The sequence below is a fragment of the Paenibacillus sp. TC-CSREp1 genome (assembly GCF_050171015.1).
Taxonomy (GTDB): domain Bacteria; phylum Bacillota; class Bacilli; order Paenibacillales; family Paenibacillaceae; genus Paenibacillus; species Paenibacillus silvae.
In genome coordinates this window covers 12,930-36,972 of sequence record NZ_JBNOKM010000013.1, presented here as the reverse complement: position 1 = coordinate 36,972, position 24,043 = coordinate 12,930, and the positions used below count along the sequence as shown (strand labels likewise).

Here is a 24,043-nt window from a genome sequence, read left to right as displayed (position 1 = left end):
TTGGCAGTATATTCCATGAGTATTAACGTGCAGATGATGCGGAATGAACCTCTCGCCGGGCATGGGAAGCAGCTTTGCTGTGCCATAAGGTGAGTGCAAGCGAAACGGCACATATGAATAAAAGGCAGCCGTATACCACATGGTAGGCTTGTTCTACCGAGACGCCGGGTATGCCATGCAGTAGTATTCCACACACAGCAACCGATACCGAACCGCCGAAAAATTGAATCAGCTGTAGCAGTCCCATGCCTGACCCGATCTGATGCTTGGGCAGTATACGTGAGGCTTCGTTGTTCAGGGAGGCCATAGATGCTGACAGTGCTGGAGAGAAGAATACATAACCGCCGGTGATGATCAAGGCCGACTGGTCAAGTCCAAGCATGAACAACAGGAGCACTGCAGCGAGCATGCTTTGTCCTATCAGCATAAAACGCATATTGCCATAACGGTCAATCCAGCGACCGACATAACGAGTGCAGAAGGCGGATATGAGCGCGCCTGGAGCGATCAGCAAGCCAATTGAAAGGGCAGAACGATGATACAGATCAGCAAGCACTAACGGCATGAGAAACAGGTTGCCGAGATTAACGACCAGCACACAGAAGCCAATGAGAATAAGGCGGGTGAAGCCTGGTGTTCGAAAGACATGCGGATTCACAAAAGGAAGACTTGCCTTGCGAATATACAGCATATGTGCCCCCAGAGAAACGACGCCTACCACCAGCCATATCCATGAGCGCTGTGTAATCGCCACCAGCAGGGTGGTTGCATTGATTATGGTGAGCATGGCACCAGTCAGGTCGAAAGGATTTTCACGGTTGACGGTTTCTCGTGGCAGAAAATAAAGCAATACTGGCAGGGCAAGCAGCACCAGTATAGTAATGGCAAACAGCCCGTTCCAGCCCCAATACTCGCTAATCAGTCCGCCTACAATGGGGCCAAGTCCAAAAGCCATTGCACTGCCTGATGAGATAAGCGCCAGTGCGGCACCGCGTCGCTCAATCGGGATGTACCTGCTTGCAATGACCAGTCCGAGACCGGCCATCACACCTGCACCCGCTGATTGCAAAATACGTGTCGTGAGCAGCAAGGCAAAGTTGTGTGCGAACAAACCCAGCAAGGATGAGCAGCCGAGGATCAGTAAACCTATCGTCACCAGCCTGCGAATTGGAAAACGGTCGGACAGACGGCTGTAGATCACGGTAGACAGAGCATATCCGATGGAATAACTGGAGATGACCCAGGACCCCAGGTCGGATGTGATCCTCAGATCTCGAATAATAACCGGCAGCGACACATTAAACATAGTGGTGTTCATCACCACGATAAACAAGCAGCAGGTCCAGAGCGGCATTACAATTTTATCTTTCACGTAACCATTCCTGTCTGTATATAGGGTAATCATGATTAAAATGAATTTCAGTTGTGTTCGGGCATATGAACTCGCCACAAAGCAATAGTTTATTTTACACTTCAATTGCTTATATGGCAATAATGTCATATTTTTTTTAACGGAAATATGAAATACACAGGAAATGCACCCATATGGAAAAGTAATGAACGTTAAGCGAAGATTGGTTAACCGATCACGACATCCAATGTATTTTAATGCAGGGGGATAATGTACAATGGACAATAAATTTCGGGTTACTGTGGCTGTTTTTCTGCTTCTGATCACGGTTCTACTGACGGTGAATTACATGGAAATGAGGGAGAGCAACCGATTACAGAGAATGATCATTCAGCACCTGTACAATCATAATTAAATGTTCGAAGTACCCTCTGGAAACTAAATCCATGTACCGAAAATGAAACTGTGTGCGCTATCACACTTGAGCCTGCCTATGTCTGGTACGCTGATTGTATAACGAAGAGCGTTTAAACCAGTATGGAGGGATATTTATGTTTTGTTATCAATGTGAGCAGACGCCGAGCGGTGGATGTAAAGTGATCGGGGTATGTGGTAAAAATGAAACGATTGCCAGCTTGCAGGATACGATGATCTTTGCGCTGAAAGGCATTGCAGCGTATGCCACACATGCACGCCAACTGGGTTATTCCGATCCCGAGGTGGATCGAATCACACATGAGGCCTTGTATATGACGCTCACAAACTCCAATTTTAATCAGCAGGAGCATCTGGAGATGGCGATGAAGGTGGGCAATGCTGCCATTCGAATTATGGATGTACTGGACCGGGCGCATACGGAACGATTTGGTATTCCGCAGCCGATCACTGTCAGTCAGAACCGGATTGAAGGGCAGTGTATCGTGGTGACCGGTCATAATTTGTATGCGCTAGAGGAACTGCTGCGTCAGACTGAAGGCAAAGGCATCAACATCTACACTCACTCGGAAATGCTGCCAGCGCACGGTTACCCCGCGTTGAAGAAATACGCTCATCTCAAAGGAAACATCGGTAAAGCCTGGTACGATCAACGCAGACTGTTTGAGGAATTTCCGGGTGCCATTCTGGCAACAACCAACTGTGTAATGCCGATCAAAGGTACCTATGCGGACCGCTTTTTCTCTTATGAAGTCGCTGGCCTTGAAGGTGTAACCAAGATTCCGGGTGAGGATTTCTCTCCTCTGATTGAGCGGGCATTGGCCTTGCCAGCGGCGAATGTGCAATCCGAGCAGGTGTTAACGACAGGATACCATCACGAGACGGTGATCGGACTTGCGCCAGAGATTATTCAAGCGGTCAAAGACGGACACATTCGCCGTTTCTTTGTCATTGCAGGCTGTGACGCACCGGGCAAGGGGGGCAATTATTATCGGGAGCTCGCGACATCGCTGCCAAACGATACCGTAATCCTCACCACGTCCTGCGGCAAATTCCGTTTTAATGATGTGGATTACGGAACGGTGGGCAATACTGGAATTCCACGGTACATTGATCTGGGGCAATGTAACAACTCGGGTTCCACGGTGAAAATTGCAATGGCCCTGGCTGATGCATTTGGCTGCACCGTGAATGAGCTGCCTGTAAGCATTGTGTTGTCCTGGTTTGAGCAAAAGGCGGTTGCCATCCTGCTTGGCCTGTTCAGTCTTGGCATTCAGGATATCCGAATCGGGCCCAAGCCGCCCGAGTTTATCTCACAAGGTGTTCTGGATGTGCTCGTCGATCTGTTCGGATTGAAGCTGATTACGACAGCAGAAGAAGATATGAACGCTATGCTGGCTTTATCTTGAATTTGAATAGAAGCCAGGAACGAGAGCCTGCACCAGATGCAGGTTCTTTGCCTTTTTCAGAGGTGATTTTTGCGCGAAAATAAAGAAGAATCAGGATAATTAGTGTTTTAATCCTATTGAAGTTTTTTCATGGATATGTCTATATAAACTAGGATGCATCATAAAACACGGTTTTACCGTAACGCAAGGAGAAGGAGCAGATACATATGGAGAATAACAACGAAGAAAAGAAAGAAAAGAAGGAAGACCAGCAAAAGAGAGAACAGAAGCAAGCGCAAGAACAGCAGCAAGTAAAAGATCAGAAAGCAGGAAGGAAGTTTGAAGAAGGGAACGAGAAGAACGAAATGAACCAAGAGAAAGAGGGGCAAGCGGAATTCCAGAACAATACACCTAAAGCGAATAGGGCTTCACGATTGCTGCATTTTGTTGCAGATGTGTTCAGGCCTTTAATGCCTGTTCTTCTGGGGGCTGCGGTGCTCAAATGTATCCTTGGTTTAATTGTAGTTATCGACTCCTTTGGCGAGCAGGAAAGCTCTTTTATGAACAGTCAGACCTGGATGATCTGGAAATCCATCGGTGACAGTGCTTTTTATCTGCTGCCTGTTCTGGTTGCGATAAGCACGGCACATCGTTTGCGCAGTAACCTGTATGTAGCAGGTGCTATCGGCGGACTGATGCTGTACCCGCAGATGGTGCAATTAATGGCGAGCGGTGAAGAGGTGCATTTTATGAAGGTGCCGCTTGTGTCACAGGCTCCTTTCTACTCGGCATCACTATGGGTTATTGCTGCAATTGCGATTGTCTCCTGGGTAGAAAGACATGTTGAACGCCTTAGCCCTGAATGGCTGAAAGGTGTTTTTGCTCCGGCACTGGCTCTCGGTTTGATAGTGCCCGTTGTACTCATCGTGCTTGGTCCGCTTGGGGAGTGGAGTGGTGAACAGTTATCGGAGGGAATCAACTCACTGCTCAGCGACTCATCTGTGCTTTTGTTAACGCTGCTGGGAGCACTAATACCTCTTCTAATGCTCATGGGTATGCACTACTGGTTAATTCCGATTGCAATCAATGAATTGATGATGACGGGTTCCACCACTTTGCTTCCGGTCATGCTTGTTGCCTTCGTTGCTCAGGCGGGAGCTGCACTCGCAGCAGGTTTGCGCAGCGGGCAGACACAGTCCAGAAAAATGTCTTTTTGGGCAAGCGGAGCGGCATTGTTCGGCGTTACGGAGCCCGCAATGTATGCCGTAAATATGAGAAGCTGGGCAACATTTGGTGGAGCTATGCTTGGCGGTGCTTTCGGCGGATTGTATTTCGGCCTGTTGTCTGTCAAATCGTTGGCGATAGGTGGCACGGGCAGTCTGCTGGATCTTCCGTTCTACGTGGAAGAGGGAACGCTGAATATGCTGCATACTTGTATAGGGATATTTATCGCTTATGCAATATCCGCAGTATTTGCTTATATGTTGCTGAGAAGAAAGGTGCAGTAACAGGAAATGAAGCCCTGACTGTTCCGAACACGATATCGAGGCTGTTCCACGAGGTCATACGATGATGACCTCGTAAGGAACAGCCTTTATTTTTGGTCAATTTTGATAATGAAGAATGGACACACAATGGAGAGCAGACGACAGTTCACATGGCATTTTTATCGGTGATCCTGCTTTGCCTGAAATTTATATCCAAGACCGCGTACAGTCACAATATAACGATGAGAGTCAAGCGGATTTTCAATTTTACGTCTCAGATGATGCATATGCACCATGACTGTACGCACATCACTCCAGTTGTCGAGCCCCCATATTTGTTCAAACAGGTAATCCGTGCTGAAAACATGTCCGGGGCGCCCTGCCATCAGAAGCAGAAGCTGCAGCTCTTTGGCAGGCAAGGATAGCTCGTTCCCTCCGACGTAAACCTCATAACGATCAAAGTGGATATCAAGCCATCCATCTCGCCATACCTTTCCGTTCGAATCGCCAGGATGGGAAGGGATTATTCGTGAAGACTTCATTCTCTTTTTGACCCGAGCCACCATAATATCTGGATCAAACGGCTTGGTAATATAGTCATCTGCGATTTCCAAGCCTTGAATAATATCTTCGGCCTCCTGCCGACTACTCAGGAAAATAACAGGCAGGTCTGTTTTTTCCCTGAGAAGATAAATCCATTCTGTTCCCAGCCCATCAGGAAGTACGATATCACACAGCACGAGATCAGGAGCATGCTCTTCGAACCGCTTGGCTGCATCCTTTAACGTATGCGCTACAGAAGTGCTGTAATGCTGATGATGTAAGTAAATCTGTACCAGTTCCGCAATATCTGTATCATCCTCCACGATGAGAATATGACGTATGTCTTCACGGCTTGTCATGGGGTGACAACCTTCCTTTCCACGCAGGTAATTGGCAGCAGAATTCACTGCCCGAGCCGGGCTTGCTGTTTACACCTATATCTCCCTGATGATGGTGCATAATTTCCTTGCAGATGGCGAGCCCTAGCCCTGATCCTTTATGTTCATCCTGAACCGAGGGGGGACTGGCTTGCTCGAAACGTTCGAAGATTCGCTCCTGCCACTCGGGCAGGATGCCTATTCCTGTATCCTTGACACAAACGCATGCGATCCAGCCCGTCTCCGTCGCAGGCGCTTCTGTTAAACGCAGCTGCACTTGAATGATGCCCGCAGGCGAAGTAAAACGAAGTGCATTGGAAATCAGGTTGGATAACACCTGCTCCAGTCGAACCGGGTCCAAATGCACGATCCAGCCCTCGCTCCCGTGGGATAGCATGTCTGATCCTTCAGGCAAATCCATCACGTACTGAATGCCGTGTGCCTGAACATCCGTTTCATATTTAAGGAACAGCTCTTGCATAAAAGGAATGATATAGACGTTCTGCATCCTGAATTGTACCTGATGCGTCTCCAGCTTGGTCAGGTCAATCAGATCATGGATCATCCGTTCAAGCATAACTGAACGGGTGTAGATCCGATTCACATATTTGGGAGCATCGGTTGTAATAATTCCATCTCTGAGTGCCTTGGCAAAGCCCTTGATCGAAGTAATGGGTGTACTCAACTCGTGAGAAATGTTGGACAGCAGCCGGGTACGAAACAGCTCGGAGTCAGACATTTTTTGATTGGCTTCCTGAAGCTCTGCATTTGTTCGTTGCAGTGACCGTGTTCGTTCCGCGACAATCTGCTCCAGATGCAGATTCGATTCCCGAAGCTGTAATGATAGCTGCTCTGATCGATGTAATGCCCGCGAGAAACGAGATGAGAGATTGTACGCCTGGGTTAACAGGAACACTAGCAGTCCTACAGACAACATATCCTCCGTGGGCAGATGGACCGTGTAGAACAGCATATCATTCAGGGCAAAAGCCATAAAAAACAGGAAGCCAATCATGCTGGTCATGGCCCCTTTTCTACGCTTTATCGCAGATCGGATATAGATGTACAGCGTGTACAGCAGAGCCGGGAACAAAACTCCCCATGTAAAAGGCGTTAACAGATATGTATACACATGTGCAGGCGTCACTAGAAAGAGCAGCATGCATCCTGGCAGAATAACTCCAGATAAGACAGAGACTTGGCGCATGGCTTCCGCCGGGTATTCCCGGTTAATAAACAAGATTAGTAATAGAGCCGTCATGGTAACAGATATGTATTCTGCTTTGACCGCCCATTCCCAAGGCAGCCCGGGCAGCAGGTAAAGTGCAGTAGATTCACCAAGCACTACAGTGCGCACACCAACCGCCATACAGAGCAGACTGTACAGCAGGGCAGAGGTTTCTTTTCTGCGATTCCAGAAGACAAATGCGTAATACAGTGCCATAACGCTGAAAATGCCAACAATACTGGATTGTGCAGAGACATGCAGAATACGGGTCCAGGAGATGTTATCGGCTGTACCCAGCTCTATGTGCTGCCATATGCCTGCATTGCGCTGAGAGAAGTTGGATACTTGAATAATCATTTCGTTCCAGTCCGTACGTGGTTGAAAATAAACAACTTCAGGATAACTTTTCGGGGTTTCGGATATGCGATCCGTTCCTACACTGCCATTCCCGCCAACGAGCTGACCATTGATCCAGATGCGGTAAGCGGAGGCAATGCTTTTGAGATACAGCGCGAGAGGGTGAGCCCTCTCGCTCAATTCCTGCGGGAGCAGGATGCGCAGCCGGTATGTTGCATAGCCTTCACTGGGCAGAAACTCACCGCTGCTGTCCGAATAGTTTGTCCATGGTGCAGGCAGCTGTACGAAACTGGAGACAGGTGCATGAGCGGCTTGAAAATCTATGGGCTCCAGGAGCTGACGCCAGTAAAATTCCCATTCTCCATCCAGCGGGATGTTTTCCGCTTGATCTGTGTACAGATTGGACCAATCCAGCATGCCCTGTGTGGCGGCAGGAGGAGGCTTGGGAACCTGGGCTGAAATACCATCATTTTTGCTCCATTGTCTCAGTAGGACTATGGCAGCAAACAGTAGCAGCAGCAGGCCAGCCAGCATAAAGGGATGTTTGTGGATAGGACCATATGCCGATTTGCTTTGTTTCATCAGGGGTGACCTCCGGCCGAGGGGAAATTTGTATATTTATTATAGATGCATTGTCTGGCTTGTCGAAAGAAAAATTTCCTGAATCTCGATGAACTTAAACAAAACTTAAACTTCTCTAAGTACAATAGTCCACATAATACATAGGCATTAAGACCCGGCAACCAGGAAGGGAATTGGTTTATGAAGTATTACTTTTCGGATTGCATAACATTTATGTACCAGCATCGATATATGGATTTTCTGCTGGCTCATTATAGTGAGTTGAATTTACCTTATTCTTTCTCGACAACGCTAAGCTACATCTCCAGTCCGCTATTTATGACCGGTAGTGCAATCTTGTGTTTTGATGAAGAAGATGAGGCAGCAGGTGCATTTGGATTTATTCATGGTACGGGAGAGCAGAATTATGAGGATCAGCATGTGGTACAACTGCAGGTCGCTTTTATTGTGAATAAACATCGCGGCAGCCGAATTTTTATAGAGGGGCTGCGGTTTCTGGTACAGCATCTGGATGATCATGTGCATGAGGTTGTGCCTGTACAGGAGATTCGATTTTGGGCTCCTCATGGAGGGAGCATGCATCGGCTATTCTCCAAATTTGCAGAACAAGTATCCAGTAAAACACTTGGAGCAGGCACGTTAAATGCTTATGCTGTAAAGCTTGCCGAACTTCGGGCGTATCTGGCTTCGTTTGAGCGTGAAGTTTGTGTGTAGAAGGGTAAGGAAAGGATGACGTCATCTTGATTTTGCAGCTAAAGGGCCATCATTCCTTAAAAGATGAGGATTATGCCCGGTTTGCCCGTTTTTATCTGGCGAACAGTGATGAATTCGATGAGCAGTATATGCTTCATGACGCCTTAATTCATTTAATTGATACGATTCAGCAAACTCATCTGCTCTTGTTTGATGATGATCAGGGTCAGCTCAGCGCGTTCATCCAGTATCGTTACATCGAGAACGTGCACACCGCTTTTATTGATTCAGCCGTACTGGTTAAAAAGTATCGAAGCAGCAGAGTGTTTTTTGCAGGCCTTCGAGATGTCGTCTTATGGATCTGTGAGGAGAACAGGCATGTTCAGACCATACAGTTTCACGCAGCCGCAAACAACCGTTATATCAATCGATTATACAGCAAATTTGCTGTGTGGACTGATGTTCAGGTACGTAATGGTAGATCGGAGCATGTATATACGGCTGAATTAGAGCCTTTACTTGTTTATCTAAAGATTCAAACGACGTCCCGATCTGACTGAATGACTAATTAACCTGAAAGGAGGTGAAAACCACTTGATTCCAATACCGAGTTCTTACAACAGACCTGAAAAAGGTGGACGCATTCTCAAGTTTGAAAATGTATTGAAGCTGAATGAACAGCTCCGTGCAAGCACAACCCCTGCAAAATAATCCCCGTTTCGCAATCCTTCCATATTCCTGCTGAGGAACAAGAAAGAACCGAAGAAGCAAGCTGATCACAGATGTGATAGGCAGGCTTCTTTTTCTATGTGATAGGCAGATTTCTTTTTCTATATATGAATAAGAACCAAAAATATGAAAAAATGGTGAACGATGCTGGACAGATCCCTTTTAAAGGTAATTTCTTTATATAATTAGAGGAAAGAAGAAGGGAGTTGCCTGATGAAAAAGCCATTATGGATGATTGCCAGTGCTGTCGTTTTGATTCTGCTTGGTACGTATCTGATTGCAAATACAACAGGCAGAGATAAGGCTGAGCAGGCCGAAGGGACGGATGTTCGAAAGCTGGTGGAGGATATCAGTACAGGCCGGGATAAACCGCAGTCTGCTTCGATTAGTGCTACAACGTTGACCGTGACAGATACAGGGAATAAGGAAACGACTTACACCCTGCCGGAAAATGAATTTTTTCTCTCCATTGCTCCATACGTGCAGCAGACCCATCCCTGTGAAATTCATAGTTTAACGGGCTGTCAGGGCGAGATGGTGAATGAGGAGTTCACGGTGACGATTCATGATTCTGAAGGGAACACATTCATGAAAGATGAAGTGTTAAAGTCTGGAGCGAACGGATTTATGGATTTATGGGTGCCGAGGGACCGAACCTATCTGATCCGTATCGTTCAGGATGGCAAGGTGGCCGAGAAGCAACTGTCTACATACCCAAATGACCAAACCTGCATTACTACAATGCAACTAATGTGAGGTATCTGGTTATTTTAAGCTGGTACTTTCAAATAAGACAGGCTCAATGGATACGGGGAGAGGATGGACTGCAAGCCATGCCTTTCCTTTTTTTGCTGAGGTGAAGCAGTGGAAAGATATCGGCAGAAGCATTGACAAAACAGAACTCATTAGTGATAATGATAATTGTTATCATATAAATACATACAAACAGGGGAGACAAGAGATATGAGAAAAGGGTTACACGCACTATTGATTATGATGGCATTTGTTTTGGTGCTGGCAGGTTGCGGTAAGGCAGCTACCACATCAGAACCGAGTAAAAACGCTGTTTCCGGCGGTGCGCCTGCTGAAGAGACTGCCGGTCCGATTACGGTGCAGCATAATCGTGGAGAGTTTACACTGGACAAGCCCGCTAAGCGTGTTGTCACGCTGGAATGGACGTATACAGAGGATGTTGTTGCCCTGGGAGTTCAGCCTGTCGGTAATGCTGATAATGCAAACTATAAAGTGTATGTAACAAATGAAGCTGCTCTGGATGACAACGTAACAGATATCGGAACACGCAGTGAACCGAATATGGAGGCTATTGCCGCACTCAAGCCGGATCTGATTATTGCTAATGCGGACAACAATACGAATGTATATGATCAGCTGAATGCGATTGCTCCAACGCTGGAATTCGATCCATACAATGGTGAAGGTTATAACTATGATAAGATGACGACTATTTTTAATACCATTGCAGCCGTACTGGGCAAAGAAGATAAAGCGAAGGAAGTTTTGAGCGGTCTGGATCAGCACTATGCGGAGGCCAAAGAAAAGCTGGCTGCAGCTGGTAAAGAAAATTTCCATTATGCTTTGACACAGGCATTCACATATCAAAACGCGGCTTCCTTGCGTATGTTCTCGGATAACTCGGTCGTAGCAGGTACCCTGAACAAGATCGGCATGGTCAATGATTGGCAGCCGGACAAGCTTGAAAATTACGGTTTCTCTACTGTAGGCATCGAATCCTTATCCGCTGTACAGGACAGTAATTTTATCTATATTACACAACCGGATGATGACGTGTTTGGAACGGCAATGAAAAATAATTCGGTATGGAACGGTTTAAACTTTGTGAAGGAAAAACGTACGTACCAGCTGGGCAGTACAACATGGACCTTTGGCGGACCGATTTCGTCCAAAGTGCTGGTTGACGGTGTAGTTGAGGCGATTACCAAATGAGCTCGCTTCAAGGAGCCAAGCCAGCCGTGAACTGGCGTATGTTAAGCATCTATGGGGGCGGCCTGACCGCCCTTATCGTGCTTTTTTTTGTAAGCTTATGTTATGGTGAGGCCGCCATTTCTTTACATGATGTCTGGGGTGCGCTTACGAACAGACAAGGGACGCTTGAGCATAACATGGTTTGGGATTTGCGTATGCCGCGTACCGTTATTGGCATCCTTGCCGGTGGAGCACTTGCTGTGGCGGGAGCATTGCTCCAAACGATTACGCGAAACCCGCTGGCTGCTTCGGACACGCTTGGTATCAATGCCGGTGCTTACTTTGTCGTTGTGCTGGGGGCTATTCTTTTTCCGGGAGTACTCAGCCAGTCGCCATTTCTTTTTGCTGCCATGGGTGGCCTGCTTGCTGCGTTCGCCGCTTATTTTATGGGTGGTGGACGGACATCCACTCCGGTAAGGCTGGCATTGTCCGGTATGATTGTGTCGATGATCCTTGGTTCATTTACGAGCGCATTACATATTTTTTTCTCCATGGAGACACAGGGATTATTTCTGTGGGGTTCAGGGACGCTTGTTCAAAATGACTGGACGGGTGTAAAATATGCCTGGCCGTGGGTTATTGGAGTAACGCTGATCGCGCTGCTGTTGTCCAAGCAATGGGATATGCTGGAGCTGGATGAATCTACTGCTTCTTCCCTGGGCCAGCGAGTTGGACTTGCCCGGGCGGGTGGACTCATCATTGCAGTTATTCTGGCTGCTGTGATTGTCAGTGTCATTGGCCCCATCGGCTTTGTCGGTCTGGTAGCTCCACATTTGGTCCGTCTGAGTGGTGTGCGCTCCAATCGATTGTTGATCCCTGGTGTATTCATCTGGGGGGCAGCGTTGCTGGTTGGAGCGGATGTGCTTGCCAAAATGGTACACAACTCCAGCATGGAGCTGCCAACAGGCGCTGTTATGGCAATCATTGGTGCGCCTTGGCTGATTTGGCTGGTGCTTACCCGCATGAAAGCCGGGAATGGCGGCGGCATGACAACATCTATGAGCACGGGCGGGCGTGTGCGCCGCTTCGCCTTCATGCCTCTGGCTATTCTTTTCACAGCGATTACGATTCTGCTGCTGTTGCTTAGTACCATGTTTGGTGGAATGCGTATTCCTCTGGCTGAGCTGCTGCCAAGCCTGTTCCAGTCAGATGGCATGTTCTCTGCACTTGTGCAGCTTCGCATCCCGCGTACGCTGGTGGCTGCCGGGGCAGGCGCTGCTCTCGCCATCAGCGGTGTACTGATTCAGATGGCAGTGCGTAATCCGCTGGCTGATGCTTCCATTGTGGGGGTATCTTCGGGAGCAGGGCTGGGAGCAATGATGGTGTTCATACTCTGGCCTGGTCTGCCGATGTATATGCTGCCTGCTGCAGCTATCGCGGGTGCAGCCATTGCGGCTGCAGTTGTATTCTCACTCTCATGGAAAAAAGGCTTGAATCCGTCCGCTGTTGTACTGCTGGGGATTGCCATGTCAGCTATAGCCGGCGCGGGCATTCAGATTCTGATTGTACGCGGAGCCGTCTACGGCAGCAGTGGTTACATCTGGCTCACAGGCAGTACGTATGCCCGTACATGGGAACAGGTCAAGGTTATTGGCATATTCCTGCTGGTTCTGATTCCGATCGCCTGGTGGCTTGCCCGCAGATTCGAACTGCTGGTGTTTGATGACAACAGCGCTTCCGGGCTTGGCATGAACGTACGGCGTACTCGCCTGCTCGCAATGGCAACAGGTGTTTTGCTTGCGGCTGGCGCCGTCGCTTGTGTAGGTACGGTCGGATTTATCGGTCTGATTGCACCACATATGGTTCGGCTGTTAACAGGCCACAAGCTGAGACAGTCCATGTTCCTGTCGGCACTGGCCGGGGCAGTTCTGCTGGTGCTCGCCGATACGATTGGCAGAACGGTAATGGCTCCAACCGAAATACCGTCAGGTATTCTGATTGCAATCATTGGCACACCGTACTTCCTGTACCTGATGTACCGTTCGAACTGGCGCAAAGCGATAAAATAAAAAAAGCACCAAACCCTTCGTAAATAGTACCCTATGTAAAGGATATTTCTAAAGAGTACTATACTACTTTAAGAAGATGATCTCTGTACTGTACAGGGGTCATCCTTTTTAGGTTCCGCTGGCATCTATAGTGATTGTAGTAGGTCATATAGGATTTAATTTCTCGTTTAACTGCGTCTAGTATGACACAGCTTTTTAATGAGGTTTCGTCTTCAAAATGACCAAAGAACGACTCCTCCAATATATTTTCCTAACAGTTCCCACGTCTGGACATGGATTGTCCAAGGCCCATGCATATTACTTTTTTCTGAAAACAGGATGGGTGTAGCGGGTTCCTTGATCTGAATGAAGGCGCCTTTCCTCTTCTTGAATCTGCGATTTTCTGAAAGTGAAGTAATGTATTTGTTGTCAGATCCATGGTCATTCGCTCCGACACATAGTAGGCTACAATTTCATATGTATGTCGACCCAGACGGCAGACATAGCATTGTCTACTTCATAATTTTCAAGCTGGGCTTCTCTAAGCTGTCCATGAATGTTACAACAAAGTAATACGATAATTTATGAATCAGATCATATTCAGGTTTGTAATGAGGGCGATACTCTTCAATTTAACCAAACTCCCTTGTAACGTGTATGAAAGAAAGCCTACATGACACCAACAATCCACTTCAGGTACCCTTGTCGCTTCACATATTACTTCTGGCTGGTAATCACTTACTCTGTATTTAACCGGCTACTCTCTTGGGTGTGGAAGTCCATGGAACTGGTGCAAGTCAGGACCTTTGCCATGTCGTAGAAACTCCGTTCTCTTCTTAATCTCATTTCACGACCAGTTTTGCCGCAAAATGGAAGTGAACTATTCCTAACCCGATCTTATCGCTAAGTCATAGTTTCCTGTTGACTAGTTGGCCGTCTAAATTACTTAGGAAACTTTATCTTTTCTTAGCGACTCCTCCTTTCAGACCCATTCAACTCTCTTTGATCATTGGCTCCGACCTCTAAAGACATATAATCTCTCAGGTTAACGTTGTTGGAAAGGTGTGCTAGCCTTAACTAAAACTAAAAGATATGGAGATGCTGTCAGAGGCGGAGAGATATGAAATCATAGAAGAGTTTAATGCAACGAAACAGCCGCTTCATGAGCGGGATACGGTAGTGAGTCGCTTTGAAGATCAGGCCTGGATGTCTGGGGAACAGGTTGCAGTACTTGCTTCAAATGCCGAATCTAATACGGGGCTGCTGACTTATGCGGAGCTACTTACACGGGCTGATCATATGTCCATCTGGCTACGCGCAAATGGCATTCGTAAAGGGGATATTGTCGGACTGATGGTCGAGCGTTCGACGGATATGCTAGTGGGGTTACTGGGGATATTGAAGGCCGGTGCTGTCTATCTTCCAATTGATCCAACATACCCTAAAAAACGAATCGAGTACATGCTACTCGACAGTGGTTGCAGCTACGTTGTCACGAAAGAGAGCTTCAGCATGAGTATTGATCATGCTGCGAACATCCTGCTTCTAGAGCAGTTAGAGAGTTTTACGCCACATGTGGGCGAGTACGATGAACAGGTGCCACTTGGGCCGGATGATGCCTGCTATCTACTGTACACTTCGGGAACAAGCGGTAAGCCGAAGGGAGTACAGATCGGACACGGCTCACTACTCAATAGGCTGCAATGGATGCAACGGGCGTATCCGATTGGTCCGGGTGATGTGTTGCTACAGAAGACACCGTTTACCTTCGACGTCTCGCTCTGGGAACTACTGTGGGGCATAATGTATGGAGCACGTGTAATCATGCTGGAGCCCGGACGTGAACGGGAGCCAAAGGCAATCATTGAGGCAGTTGAGCGTCATGAGGTAACGGTTGTTCATTATGTGCCGTCGATGTTGGGAGCTTTTCTAAGCTATGTTGATGTCCACAATGCTGCGGCTCGCCTGCGCTCACTTCGGTACGTGTTTGCTAGCGGGGAGCCGCTAAAACCGAGTCATGTCGAAAGCTTCTATTCTCTGCTGAATATTCAAGCAACAAAACTAATCAATTTGTACGGCCCGACCGAGGCCACAATTGATGTGACAGCATATGAATGTCCCGAGCATATAACTTCTGTGTCAGTGCCAATTGGTAAACCGATTGATAACACTACCCTATGGGTGCTAAGTGATGGCAAGCTCCAGCCTGTCGGCGTGAAGGGAGAACTGTATATTGGGGGAGTAGCCTTGGCTAAGGGCTATGTTGGTAGCAAGGAACTGACGGAAGAGAGGTTCATCCCCCATCCTTACAACCCGCAAGAACGCTTATACCGTACAGGTGATTTGGGACGCTGGCTGCCTAATGGGGATATAGAGTATCTGGGACGGATCGATGAACAAGTGAAGGTTCGGGGGTATCGCATTGAGCCCGCCGAGATAGAGGCTTGCTTGTGCGAGATTGAATTTGTAAGAGAAGCAGTCGTGCTGGCGAAAGAAGAGCGGCTAATCGGCTTCATCGTATCTGATATGGAGCCAGATGTAATGATGGTGAGGATGTTGCTCTCCTTCTCGTTGCCCGATTACATGATACCGGATCAGATCCTATTTATCGAGTCGATCCCACTCAACGCTAACGGGAAGACTGATAAAAGCAAGCTCATTCAGCTTAGCCTACCGGTAGAAGACAGAGCGAGCTATGAGGCACCTGAGAGCGAGCTGGAGAAAACGCTCGTCCTCATCTGGCAACAGGTTCTGGGTGTATCGCCGATTGGAGTCACAGACAACTTTTTCGAGTTAGGTGGAACTTCTATTCAGGCTGTCCTCTTGGAGGTTGAGATGGAGCAACATGACCTTGACCCAGAGGATTTGATCGTATTTCGCTTTCATACTATTCGTGAGATGGCACATTATTTGAGCCACAGAGAAATCGCTCACGGATAAACACATTGTGGAGGGCGGCCATGGTTTGCTAGTGCCGTCTTCCACCTTTATCTTGCATTGTAGGGGGCAAAGTCGCTTGAAAAAAAGTCACAAACCGGGAGTGTCAGCTACACTAACCAGATTACTACGCTCATCTAGATCCTACTGGCCTTGGTATCTGGGCATCGTACTACTGTCTGTTGTGTTATCACTAATGACGCCTGCCTATGCTGAGTTGATGCGTCGGATTGTGAATACGATTATTGATCAGCAGTTGTCCGCGATGACCGTAGCCTGCTTGCTATTGGGTGTTCTGGCGCTGGCGGAAGCTGGAGGCAACTTTTTAAACGGATATGTTAATACCAAACTGCAAAATCGCTCTACCTTGCATTATCAAGCCAGGCTACTGAATCAAACAATGAAGATCCGGCAGAAGGAGCTTAACAACTATCATAGTGGCGACCTACTCTCCCGTATCCATGATGCTGCGCCTGAGGCACAGGCGGCTATCAATAACAAGACGATGGACCTATTTCGCAACTGTATGCAGCTTGTCTTTTTGCTGGCTTATCTATCTATCGTTCATGTCGGCCTAGCGATGGGTAGTCTGATCATTACTCTCGTTATTCCACTTTTCGCCAATCCGCTGGCCCGAAAAATGCGCGACACGTATACGAAGCGGCAGGAAGCGAGGGCACAGCAGGACAGCTTTCTAATGGACAGTATACAAGGAATTGAAGTGATCAAGAGCTTCTCCGTACAGGAGAAAATGACTGCACTACTACGAAAAAAGTGGGACCACTACCTTATATATCATTTAAAAGCACTGGCACTGGAAGCTGTATTTTACCGGGTGAATATATTTGTATATATACTCGGTTTGATGTACATTCTCGGATACGGTGGCTACTTGATTGTGCAAGGTAGGCTGGATGTTGGAGCACTTGCGGCGTTTTTGGTAGTGTTCGAACGTCTGTCCGGCCCGATCTCCAATCTGTCCTCACTCTGGCCTCAACTACAGGTGGCAATTTCCAGCGCATCAAGAACCTTTGAGGTAATGGATCTGCCCAGCGAAAAGGAGGCGGAGGCTACAGGGATGAATCCAGGATCAAACCTGAAGAGTGATATCCGGTTCGAGAACGTTTCGTTCCGTTATGCAGAAGGAGCTGAGGCTGCACTAAATGACGTCAGTTTCACGATTGCTCGGGGCCAAGTAACCGCGATTGTCGGGGAAAGCGGATCAGGCAAATCCACACTCACCAGTCTTTTACTGGGTGTTCATCTGCCTGATAAAGGACAAATTTGGGTAGGTGATCATAATCTGGATGAGATAGACTTGAGAAACTGGCGCGGATCACTTTCCTATGTCTCCCAAGAACCATATCTTTTCACAGGGACGATTGGGGAAAATATCCGATTAGGGATGCCTGATGCGAGTCATGAGGAAGTCAAGCAAGCGGCAAAGGCGGTCAACCTTCATGATTGGATAAGCAAATTGTCAGGTGGCTACGAGACAGTTATTGGAGAGCGTGGAGCCACCTTGTCTGGAGGCGAGCGGCAGCGCATTTCCATCGCGCGGGCGCTCATCAAGGACCCGTCCCTTTTAATACTGGATGAGCCGACCTCTGCTCTTGACAGTGAAAATGAACGCATGATTCAGGAATCAATCCAGCAGGCTGCCCAAGGGAAGACGGTAGTTATTGTTGCCCACCGCTTGTCTACAATTAAGGGGGCGGATCGTATTCTCTGCATGCATCAAGGTCAAGTCGTAAGTGAAGGGACTCATGATGAACTGATGCAAAGCAGCACCTATTATCGCGAGCTCTACGAAAGAGGCAACCTTGAGCGGAAGGGGAGAGCAGTTTGAGTACAGAAAGGCAAACGGAGCCAAAGGCGGTCTCGTCGTTTTTTACAATTATGAAATATGCCAAGCCGTATAAAATCGCTTTTATCTTTTCCGTGTTGTTGCTCTCGGCAGATATTGTTTACGATGTAGGCTATGCGTGGGTACAACAACTGTTCATTGATGCCGCTGGGCGACGAGATCTGGATAAGTTGTTGTTTCTGACGGGAGCAAGTTTTGCTGCGGGCATTGGAATTATCTTGTTCTTCATGCTTCAATTTTACCTGCGTAACTCTGTTCAATCGTGGATGCAACGGGATTTCTCGACGGATGTATTCCGGCAGATCGTATCACTTCCATATTCATCCTTAATCCGGTTTCATTCGGGCGATTTGGTCTCCCGCACGACCCGAGATGTCCAGCAGTCCAATGGGATGGTCGCTAACATTGTGTACGAGCTTACTTACAATGTTGCGCTGTTTGCGGTTGCTTTTGCTTATCTAGCTACGATGAACTGGAAGCTGGCGCTATTAGTTGTTTTATCCGCCCCGATCGTCTTTGCGATTGGTAGATGGTTTGATCGTAAGCTACGGACATATGGAAACCGACTTCAGCAAAAGGACGCCGAGATTCGGGGGTTTCTTCAAGAAATGTTGCAAGGGCTTCATATTGTGCGTATTTTTCAGATGGAGTCGTCCTTGCTGGCCAAGTATGAAGAGAAGCGGCAAGAACAGAATCGTCTGCATGTTTCTAATATGTTACAACGAACTTCAATGAACCAAACCGTGTACCTTACCAACCAACTTGTGATGATCTTATGTGTTTATTTCACAGCTTATACAGCGATTCAGGGATCGCTGACAGCCGGTCAGGTACTAGCGTTTCTCGTACTAATCAGCCGTGTACAAAATCCGTTGCTTAGTGTCATTAACACTTGGGGAAACCTGCAACAGGGACTCGGCGCTGCGGAGCGTATTTTTTCTCTGTTCAAACCTTCGGAGGAACGCAGGCAAAAGGGACAGGGGCAACCTGAGCAGAAGGACAGCCAAGAGACAGAGGAATCAATCAACATACTGCAGCAGGAAACAGTTAGTTCAGATGAAGTGGAGAAGGAAAGCGGGAAGCCTCTCGTTGTATTGAAGGAAGCCACAGTATCGTTAGAACTAAATGAGGAGGAGAAAAACGTTCTACTCGACGGAGTGAATCTGACAGTGAATAGAGGAGAGTTCATTGCCATTGTAGGTCCGAGCGGAGCCGGTAAGTCAACAATGCTTAGGTTATGTAGCGGCTTGATTTCTCCTACGACTGGTGGGGCGATGATACTTGATACCCAATTGAATGCTCATCCAGATGTAACGGAAAAGCTTCAAAAGCTGAGTTATGTTCCGCAAACGCCCTATCTTTTTACCGGGACATTGAAAGAAAATATTCAGCTGGGACTGGAAGAGGCGAGTGAGGAAGATATCATCTGGGCGGCCAAAGCTGCGGGTGCTCATTCCTTTATCACGAAACTGGATGGAGGTTATGATGCACTGGTAGGGGAGCGGGGAGAAACGCTATCCGGCGGGCAACGACAACGGATTACACTAGCACGTGCACTAATCAGACGTCCAAAGTTACTACTATTAGACGAGGCAACTTCTGCACTCGATACACTCACAGAGGCACAAGTATTGAAATCTATTCTGCAGGCTATGCCTGACATTACGGTGATCGCGGTCACGCATAGAGCATCTGCAGTCCAATACGCGAGCAGAGTCATCGCGATGAAGAAGGGGCAAATTGTAGAAGACGGCACACATGCGGAACTACTGCAACTTGAGGGAATCTATAACGCCTTATTTGCCCATACAGAGGAGGATTACACTGGCAAGCAACTTGCAAGATAACAATATTAATGGAGATCGGGCATCATTCCGAGACAGCCTAACTTAACAAAAGGAACCAACAGGTGAGAGGCATAGCAAGCCGATCCTAAACGTACAGGAAATGTAGCTAATCGAGTAATGACCTTATTCAATTCGTTAGACAATGAAGTTATTCGTGGGATTGTCACATCAATTGAAAAAGTCGCATATTAGTATTATTCCCTTTTAGTAGACAAGAGAAAAAAAGACGTCTGTTAAGATGGACTTAACTTAATCTTGCCTACTGGAGGGGATTTTCTCATGGCTAAAATAGGAATAATTTTAAATAGGATATTCTGGGCAAGGATTTTTTTCAAATATTACCCATTTAAGACTTAGCTTCCAGTTTCGCGTTCTTCTCTGGCCAAAGTTAACTCTCGCTTCAGGGGTTTGCTAAAATGCTGACTTTGTGTATCTTGTAAGCCTGAAACTCCTTGCTTGTTGTAACTTGATTTCCAACGTTTAGCTGCGGCTTTGACCCGGGTCATGGCCAGAGTATGAACTTTGAATCCAAACGTCTCAAAAATTCCCTTCGGCATTTTCCCCTGGTTATTCGATGTACTAAAGAGTTGTTTATACTAATCCGTATACGCGATCCTTTGGTATGTACGGACTACACATATTTCTAGCCAGTTGCTCCACTTCATATGCTGTAAAAGTTTTTTTTACTCATTCATCTTTCTCCGTCCTTGTTTAGTTCATAGTAGATGTATAACAAAAATACCCCATAGAGAGACTTTTTCAAAGTGTCTACTCTATAGGGTACAGCTTATCAGTTGAACTTAATCAGCCATCAGGATACCACTGTCTCTTACAGCGTCAAGGGCTTGCTGCAGCTGCTCGATATCCTGAACGAGAGCCAGTCTGACATAGCCTTCACCTGACGGGCCAAAGGCACTGCCTGGCGTAACAATGACACCTGCTTTGGTAACAAGATCCGTCGCGAATTGCTCCGAAGTATCGTAATGCGCAGGAATGCGGGTCCAGATAAACATGGTGGCTTCCGGTTTGTGAATAAGCCAGCCCAATTTAGCAAAGCCCTCACACAGCATATCACGCCGTTCCTCATAGATGGCTCTTACCCGTCCTACATCCGTTTGGTCACCTGTAATAGCAGCAATAGCCGCCCGCTGAATTGGAATAAACATACCGTAATCCATATTGGATTTCAGCTTTTTCAGCATCGAGACAACGTTAGCGTTGCCTAGACAAAAACCGATTCGTGCGCCAGCCAGTCCATAGGTTTTGGACAAGGAATTGAACTCGATCCCCACATCCATGGCACCCGGGTAAGCCAGGAAGCTGCCACATGTTTTGCCGTCAAATACAAGCTCGCTGTAAGCATTGTCGTGCAGCACGATAATGCTGTATTTCTTGGCAAAGGCAATCAACTCTTCATAAAAGGAGTCTGGGGCCATCGCTGTAGTCGGGTTGTTCGGATACGATACCAGCATGAATTTGGCTCGCTCTGCGACAGCCTCGGGGATTTCATGCAGCTGAATAACGTAGTTGTGTTCTTCTTTTTGTGGCATGTAGTAGAGCTCTGCCCCCGCCAGAAGAGGACCATCTGCGAACACCGGATAACACGGATCAGGAACGAGTACAAGATCACCTTCATCCACGATCGAGAGGGAGATATGTGCAAGCCCCTCCTGGGAGCCGAGCAGTGAGCAAATTTCTGTCTGCGGGTCCAGTTCAACGTAATACCGCTCTTTATACCAGTCACTTGCGGCCTGCAGCAGCTCACTTTGGTCGTTGACTGCGTAAATATAATTAGCCGGATCGGCCGCTGCCTCACAGAGTTCGTTCATAATATGCGGTGCCGGTGGAATGTTGGGTGTCCCGACGCTAAGATCAATGACGGGCTGTCCCTGTTCCAGCCGGCGACGCTTGATGTCCAGCAGCTTGGTGAAGATGCCTTCACTAAAGTGATTCATTCTTTTTGCAAATTTCATGTTGATTCCATCAGCCTCCAATGCTCTTCGTACGCATATTTATTAATAATAAATGCATAACGCACAAAAGAGAAGAGAAGAGCAGAGAGCTAATCAGCTTATTTGACCTTGAAGTGACTTAATTCGTCCTGAAGCTTGGCAGACAGCTGATTCAACTCATTGGACAGATCAGCCACCTGTTGAATGCTATCGAGCTGTTCCTGTGTACTTGCACTGACCTCCTCGGTTGAAGCAGAGTTCTCTTCGGTGGTCGAGGAGATCACCTCCAGAGCCTGGAATATTTCGTCCTTGTGCTGATGCACACTGGCTGTACTGTTTGTAATCTGTTGCATGCGGAGCTGCAGCTCCTTCAGATCCTTGTTGATGGTGTAGAACACCTGCTTGGTATTCTCCACGGACCTTGCGTTCTCTTCAGCAATGTTCAGACCACGCATGGTATGTTCAACAGATAGAGAGGTTTTCTCCTCGATCACATTGACCTTTTTGTTAATTTCCTCTGTAGCCAGTGCAGTCTGTTCAGCCAGCTTGCGAACCTCTTCTGCCACAACAGCGAATCCTCTGCCATGCTCTCCGGCACGTGCAGCCTCAATGGAGGCATTAAGGGCGAGCAGATTGGTTTGTGAGGCAATTTGTTTCACCGTATCGACAAAGCTGGATATTTCGTTCCGGCTCTGATCAATCTCCTGAATAATGGAGGATACAGCCTGAGTTGAGGTATGGTTCTCATCGGACCATCTGGATAATTGCTCTACGACGGCAAGGCCATGACCGCTCTGATCGGCAGAGGTCTGTACCATAGCTCCCATAGCCTGTGCATCTGCAGCAATTTCATCAATCTGGTTCGACAATGAGCCTGTTTTGCGTAAAATATTTTCGGTTTCAATGGATTGATAGTTGGTTGCATTGGCAATCTCGTTAATCGCGGTGGATGTATCATTCATCGTCACTGCAGTTCTTGAAGATATGGATTGCAGGTCATTGGAGGATTGATTGAGAACTTGTGCTGAATTGCCCACGATCTGCAGCATACTCTGAATTTTATGCACCATGGAGTTCAGTCCCTCGGCGATCTGTCCAATCTCGTTTTTGGACTTGATATCCAATTTGACCGTGAGATCTCCTTGCTCGATCTGTTTGATCTTGCCCAGCAGCTGCGGAATCGTGCGCAACTGACCGCGAAGGGTAATATTACTAATAATTACAAGCAACAAGGTGGCTACAATGAATCCCGCCAGAGTCAAGGTGGTGAACTTGCTGAGTTCCTCCAAAACCTCTTTCTCGGAGATGGTCAAGCCTACAGACCATCCGGTGTCTTTGCTGGTTGCATAACCGATGTAGCGGTTTTCCCCATTGTCATTTATCAAGGTTATGCCGGATTCTCCAGCAATCATTTTCTTACCTACTTCAGCCATATCGCCTTGACTCTTCAGGATATTTTCTTTTAGCACCTTGCTCTCATCCGGATGGTACAGAATTTCTCCGCTCTTGGAGAGCAAAATGGAATAACCTGTGCTGCCCAAAGAATAACTTTTCATAATGTTCGGAATATCTTTAAATGCAATATCGGCTGCTGCAAAACCGATCATATTGTTGTTCTCATCCTTGATTGGATAGAAAATGCCCATAAGCACACTGCCCGCGGCAACATCTATATACGGGTCAGAATAGTAGAGTCCATCGGCTTCTTTCAGCGGCTGAAAGTATGGACGTGCCTGAATATCAAAGTCAGGTGCAGATACAACGCCGTCATTTTGAATCCAGAAGCCTTTTCCATTGAGCCCGGCAACCCATGCATCGGCAAACGAAGGCTCAGCCTCCACGATAGCGGCAAGTGTTTCCTTTGTTTCCTCAGCATAAGTGGACGTGGATGCTTCAGCCGCTGAATTGGTTGTTTCTATGTATTGCCTGAATAATTTGTTCGTTGACATTTGTTTGACGAGTGCGCCTTTTTCTTTAAACAGTGCATCAAATTCACTGACAATGGCTTGTGTTTTGGTCTGGAGCATGGATTCTTGCTGCTGAACCATGATGTGTTTTGTACTCGTGAACACAAATGTTCCAAGTACAGCGAATACAACGACAATGATCACCAACAATACAATGGACAACGTATTGGCCATACTGGCTTTGCGTGCCCCGGCTTTTCCCCGTTTTTTTAAAATGTTTAACATGTTCCATCTCCCCAGATGTTTAATTAAGAAGCTCTAAACTCCTGAGTTATATGTCGGCATATAATATAGATTTGTGTATATTTTTG

17 protein-coding genes and 1 pseudogene are annotated in these 24,043 nt (G+C 47.3%); 11 read left to right on the top strand and 7 right to left on the bottom strand.

Features of this window, described 5'->3' with window-relative positions:
• Nucleotides 1-22 precede the first annotated feature (22 nt).
• A complete protein-coding gene (locus tag ACQSGY_RS20045; RefSeq protein WP_427180189.1) occupies nt 23-1,372 on the bottom strand; it encodes an MFS transporter in 1,350 nt (449 codons plus the stop codon).
• A 256-nt stretch (nt 1,373-1,628) separates the two neighbouring features.
• Here ACQSGY_RS20045 and ACQSGY_RS20040 point away from each other — a divergent pair, with 256 nt between their 5' ends.
• From ACQSGY_RS20040 to ACQSGY_RS20030, 3 genes are all read left to right on the top strand, one after another.
• Complete coding sequence (locus ACQSGY_RS20040; RefSeq protein ID WP_289370550.1) at nt 1,629-1,766, top strand: hypothetical protein; 138 nt, start codon at nt 1,629-1,631, stop codon at nt 1,764-1,766.
• A 136-nt stretch (nt 1,767-1,902) separates the two neighbouring features.
• Entirely contained in the window at nt 1,903-3,195 is a 1,293-nt protein-coding gene (hcp, locus tag ACQSGY_RS20035; protein ID WP_427180187.1) for a hydroxylamine reductase, read from the top strand.
• Nucleotides 3,196-3,401: 206 nt separating this feature from the next.
• A complete protein-coding gene (locus tag ACQSGY_RS20030; RefSeq protein ID WP_427180186.1) occupies nt 3,402-4,682 on the top strand; it encodes a PTS transporter subunit EIIC in 1,281 nt (426 codons plus the stop codon).
• Between the two features lie 158 nt (nt 4,683-4,840).
• Here the strand turns inward: ACQSGY_RS20030 and ACQSGY_RS20025 are convergent, their stop codons facing one another.
• Together ACQSGY_RS20025 and ACQSGY_RS20020 are read right to left on the bottom strand one after the other, a co-directional pair.
• A complete protein-coding gene (locus ACQSGY_RS20025) occupies nt 4,841-5,563 on the bottom strand; it encodes a response regulator transcription factor (protein WP_427180184.1) in 723 nt (240 codons plus the stop codon).
• Nucleotides 5,550-7,748 (bottom strand): ATP-binding protein, encoded by a 2,199-nt coding sequence (locus tag ACQSGY_RS20020; RefSeq protein WP_427180182.1) that lies wholly within the window; start codon nt 7,746-7,748, stop codon nt 5,550-5,552. Before ACQSGY_RS20020 ends, ACQSGY_RS20025 begins: the two co-directional genes overlap by 14 nt.
• A gap of 180 nt (nt 7,749-7,928) precedes the next feature.
• Here ACQSGY_RS20020 and ACQSGY_RS20015 point away from each other — a divergent pair, with 180 nt between their 5' ends.
• From ACQSGY_RS20015 to ACQSGY_RS19995, 5 genes are all read left to right on the top strand, one after another.
• Nucleotides 7,929-8,462: a hypothetical protein gene (locus ACQSGY_RS20015; RefSeq protein WP_216516951.1), complete on the top strand. Its 534-nt coding sequence runs from the start codon at nt 7,929-7,931 to the stop codon at nt 8,460-8,462.
• Nucleotides 8,463-8,488: 26 nt separating this feature from the next.
• Entirely contained in the window at nt 8,489-9,001 is a 513-nt protein-coding gene (locus ACQSGY_RS20010) for a hypothetical protein (RefSeq protein WP_145406258.1), read from the top strand.
• Nucleotides 9,002-9,383: 382 nt separating this feature from the next.
• Entirely contained in the window at nt 9,384-9,926 is a 543-nt protein-coding gene (locus ACQSGY_RS20005; protein ID WP_427180180.1) for a CueP family metal-binding protein, read from the top strand.
• A gap of 207 nt (nt 9,927-10,133) precedes the next feature.
• Entirely contained in the window at nt 10,134-11,135 is a 1,002-nt protein-coding gene (locus ACQSGY_RS20000; RefSeq protein ID WP_427180178.1) for an ABC transporter substrate-binding protein, read from the top strand.
• The gene (locus ACQSGY_RS19995) at nt 11,132-13,183 is read left to right on the top strand and encodes an iron ABC transporter permease (RefSeq protein ID WP_427180176.1); all 2,052 of its coding nucleotides are present in this window, start codon (nt 11,132-11,134) and stop codon (nt 13,181-13,183) included. The genes ACQSGY_RS20000 and ACQSGY_RS19995 overlap by 4 nt, the downstream gene beginning before the upstream one ends.
• A 58-nt stretch (nt 13,184-13,241) precedes the next feature.
• Here ACQSGY_RS19995 and ACQSGY_RS19990 read toward each other — a convergent pair.
• Nucleotides 13,242-13,637: pseudogene (locus ACQSGY_RS19990) on the bottom strand (IS3 family transposase); the annotation flags it as partial.
• A gap of 617 nt (nt 13,638-14,254) precedes the next feature.
• Between ACQSGY_RS19990 and ACQSGY_RS19985 the strand changes: the two are divergent.
• From ACQSGY_RS19985 to ACQSGY_RS19975, 3 genes are all read left to right on the top strand, one after another.
• A complete protein-coding gene (locus ACQSGY_RS19985; protein ID WP_427180174.1) occupies nt 14,255-16,102 on the top strand; it encodes a non-ribosomal peptide synthetase in 1,848 nt (615 codons plus the stop codon).
• 76 nt (nt 16,103-16,178) lie between these two features.
• Entirely contained in the window at nt 16,179-17,948 is a 1,770-nt protein-coding gene (locus tag ACQSGY_RS19980; protein ID WP_427180172.1) for an ABC transporter ATP-binding protein, read from the top strand.
• Entirely contained in the window at nt 17,945-19,813 is a 1,869-nt protein-coding gene (locus ACQSGY_RS19975; protein ID WP_427180170.1) for an ABC transporter ATP-binding protein, read from the top strand. Before ACQSGY_RS19980 ends, ACQSGY_RS19975 begins: the two co-directional genes overlap by 4 nt.
• Before the next feature lie 353 nt (nt 19,814-20,166).
• On the opposite strand, the gene ACQSGY_RS19970 is transcribed toward ACQSGY_RS19975, so the two are convergent.
• From ACQSGY_RS19970 to ACQSGY_RS19960, 3 genes are all read right to left on the bottom strand, one after another.
• Nucleotides 20,167-20,370 carry a hypothetical protein gene (locus ACQSGY_RS19970; protein WP_427180168.1) on the bottom strand — a complete coding sequence of 68 codons (204 nt, stop codon included), beginning with the start codon at nt 20,368-20,370 and terminating at the stop codon, nt 20,167-20,169.
• Nucleotides 20,371-20,613: 243 nt separating this feature from the next.
• Nucleotides 20,614-21,786, bottom strand: a complete 1,173-nt coding sequence (locus ACQSGY_RS19965) for an aminotransferase class I/II-fold pyridoxal phosphate-dependent enzyme (protein ID WP_427180166.1) — start codon at nt 21,784-21,786, stop codon at nt 20,614-20,616.
• A gap of 98 nt (nt 21,787-21,884) precedes the next feature.
• Nucleotides 21,885-23,957: a methyl-accepting chemotaxis protein gene (locus ACQSGY_RS19960; RefSeq protein WP_427180164.1), complete on the bottom strand. Its 2,073-nt coding sequence runs from the start codon at nt 23,955-23,957 to the stop codon at nt 21,885-21,887.
• Nucleotides 23,958-24,043 lie beyond the last annotated feature (86 nt).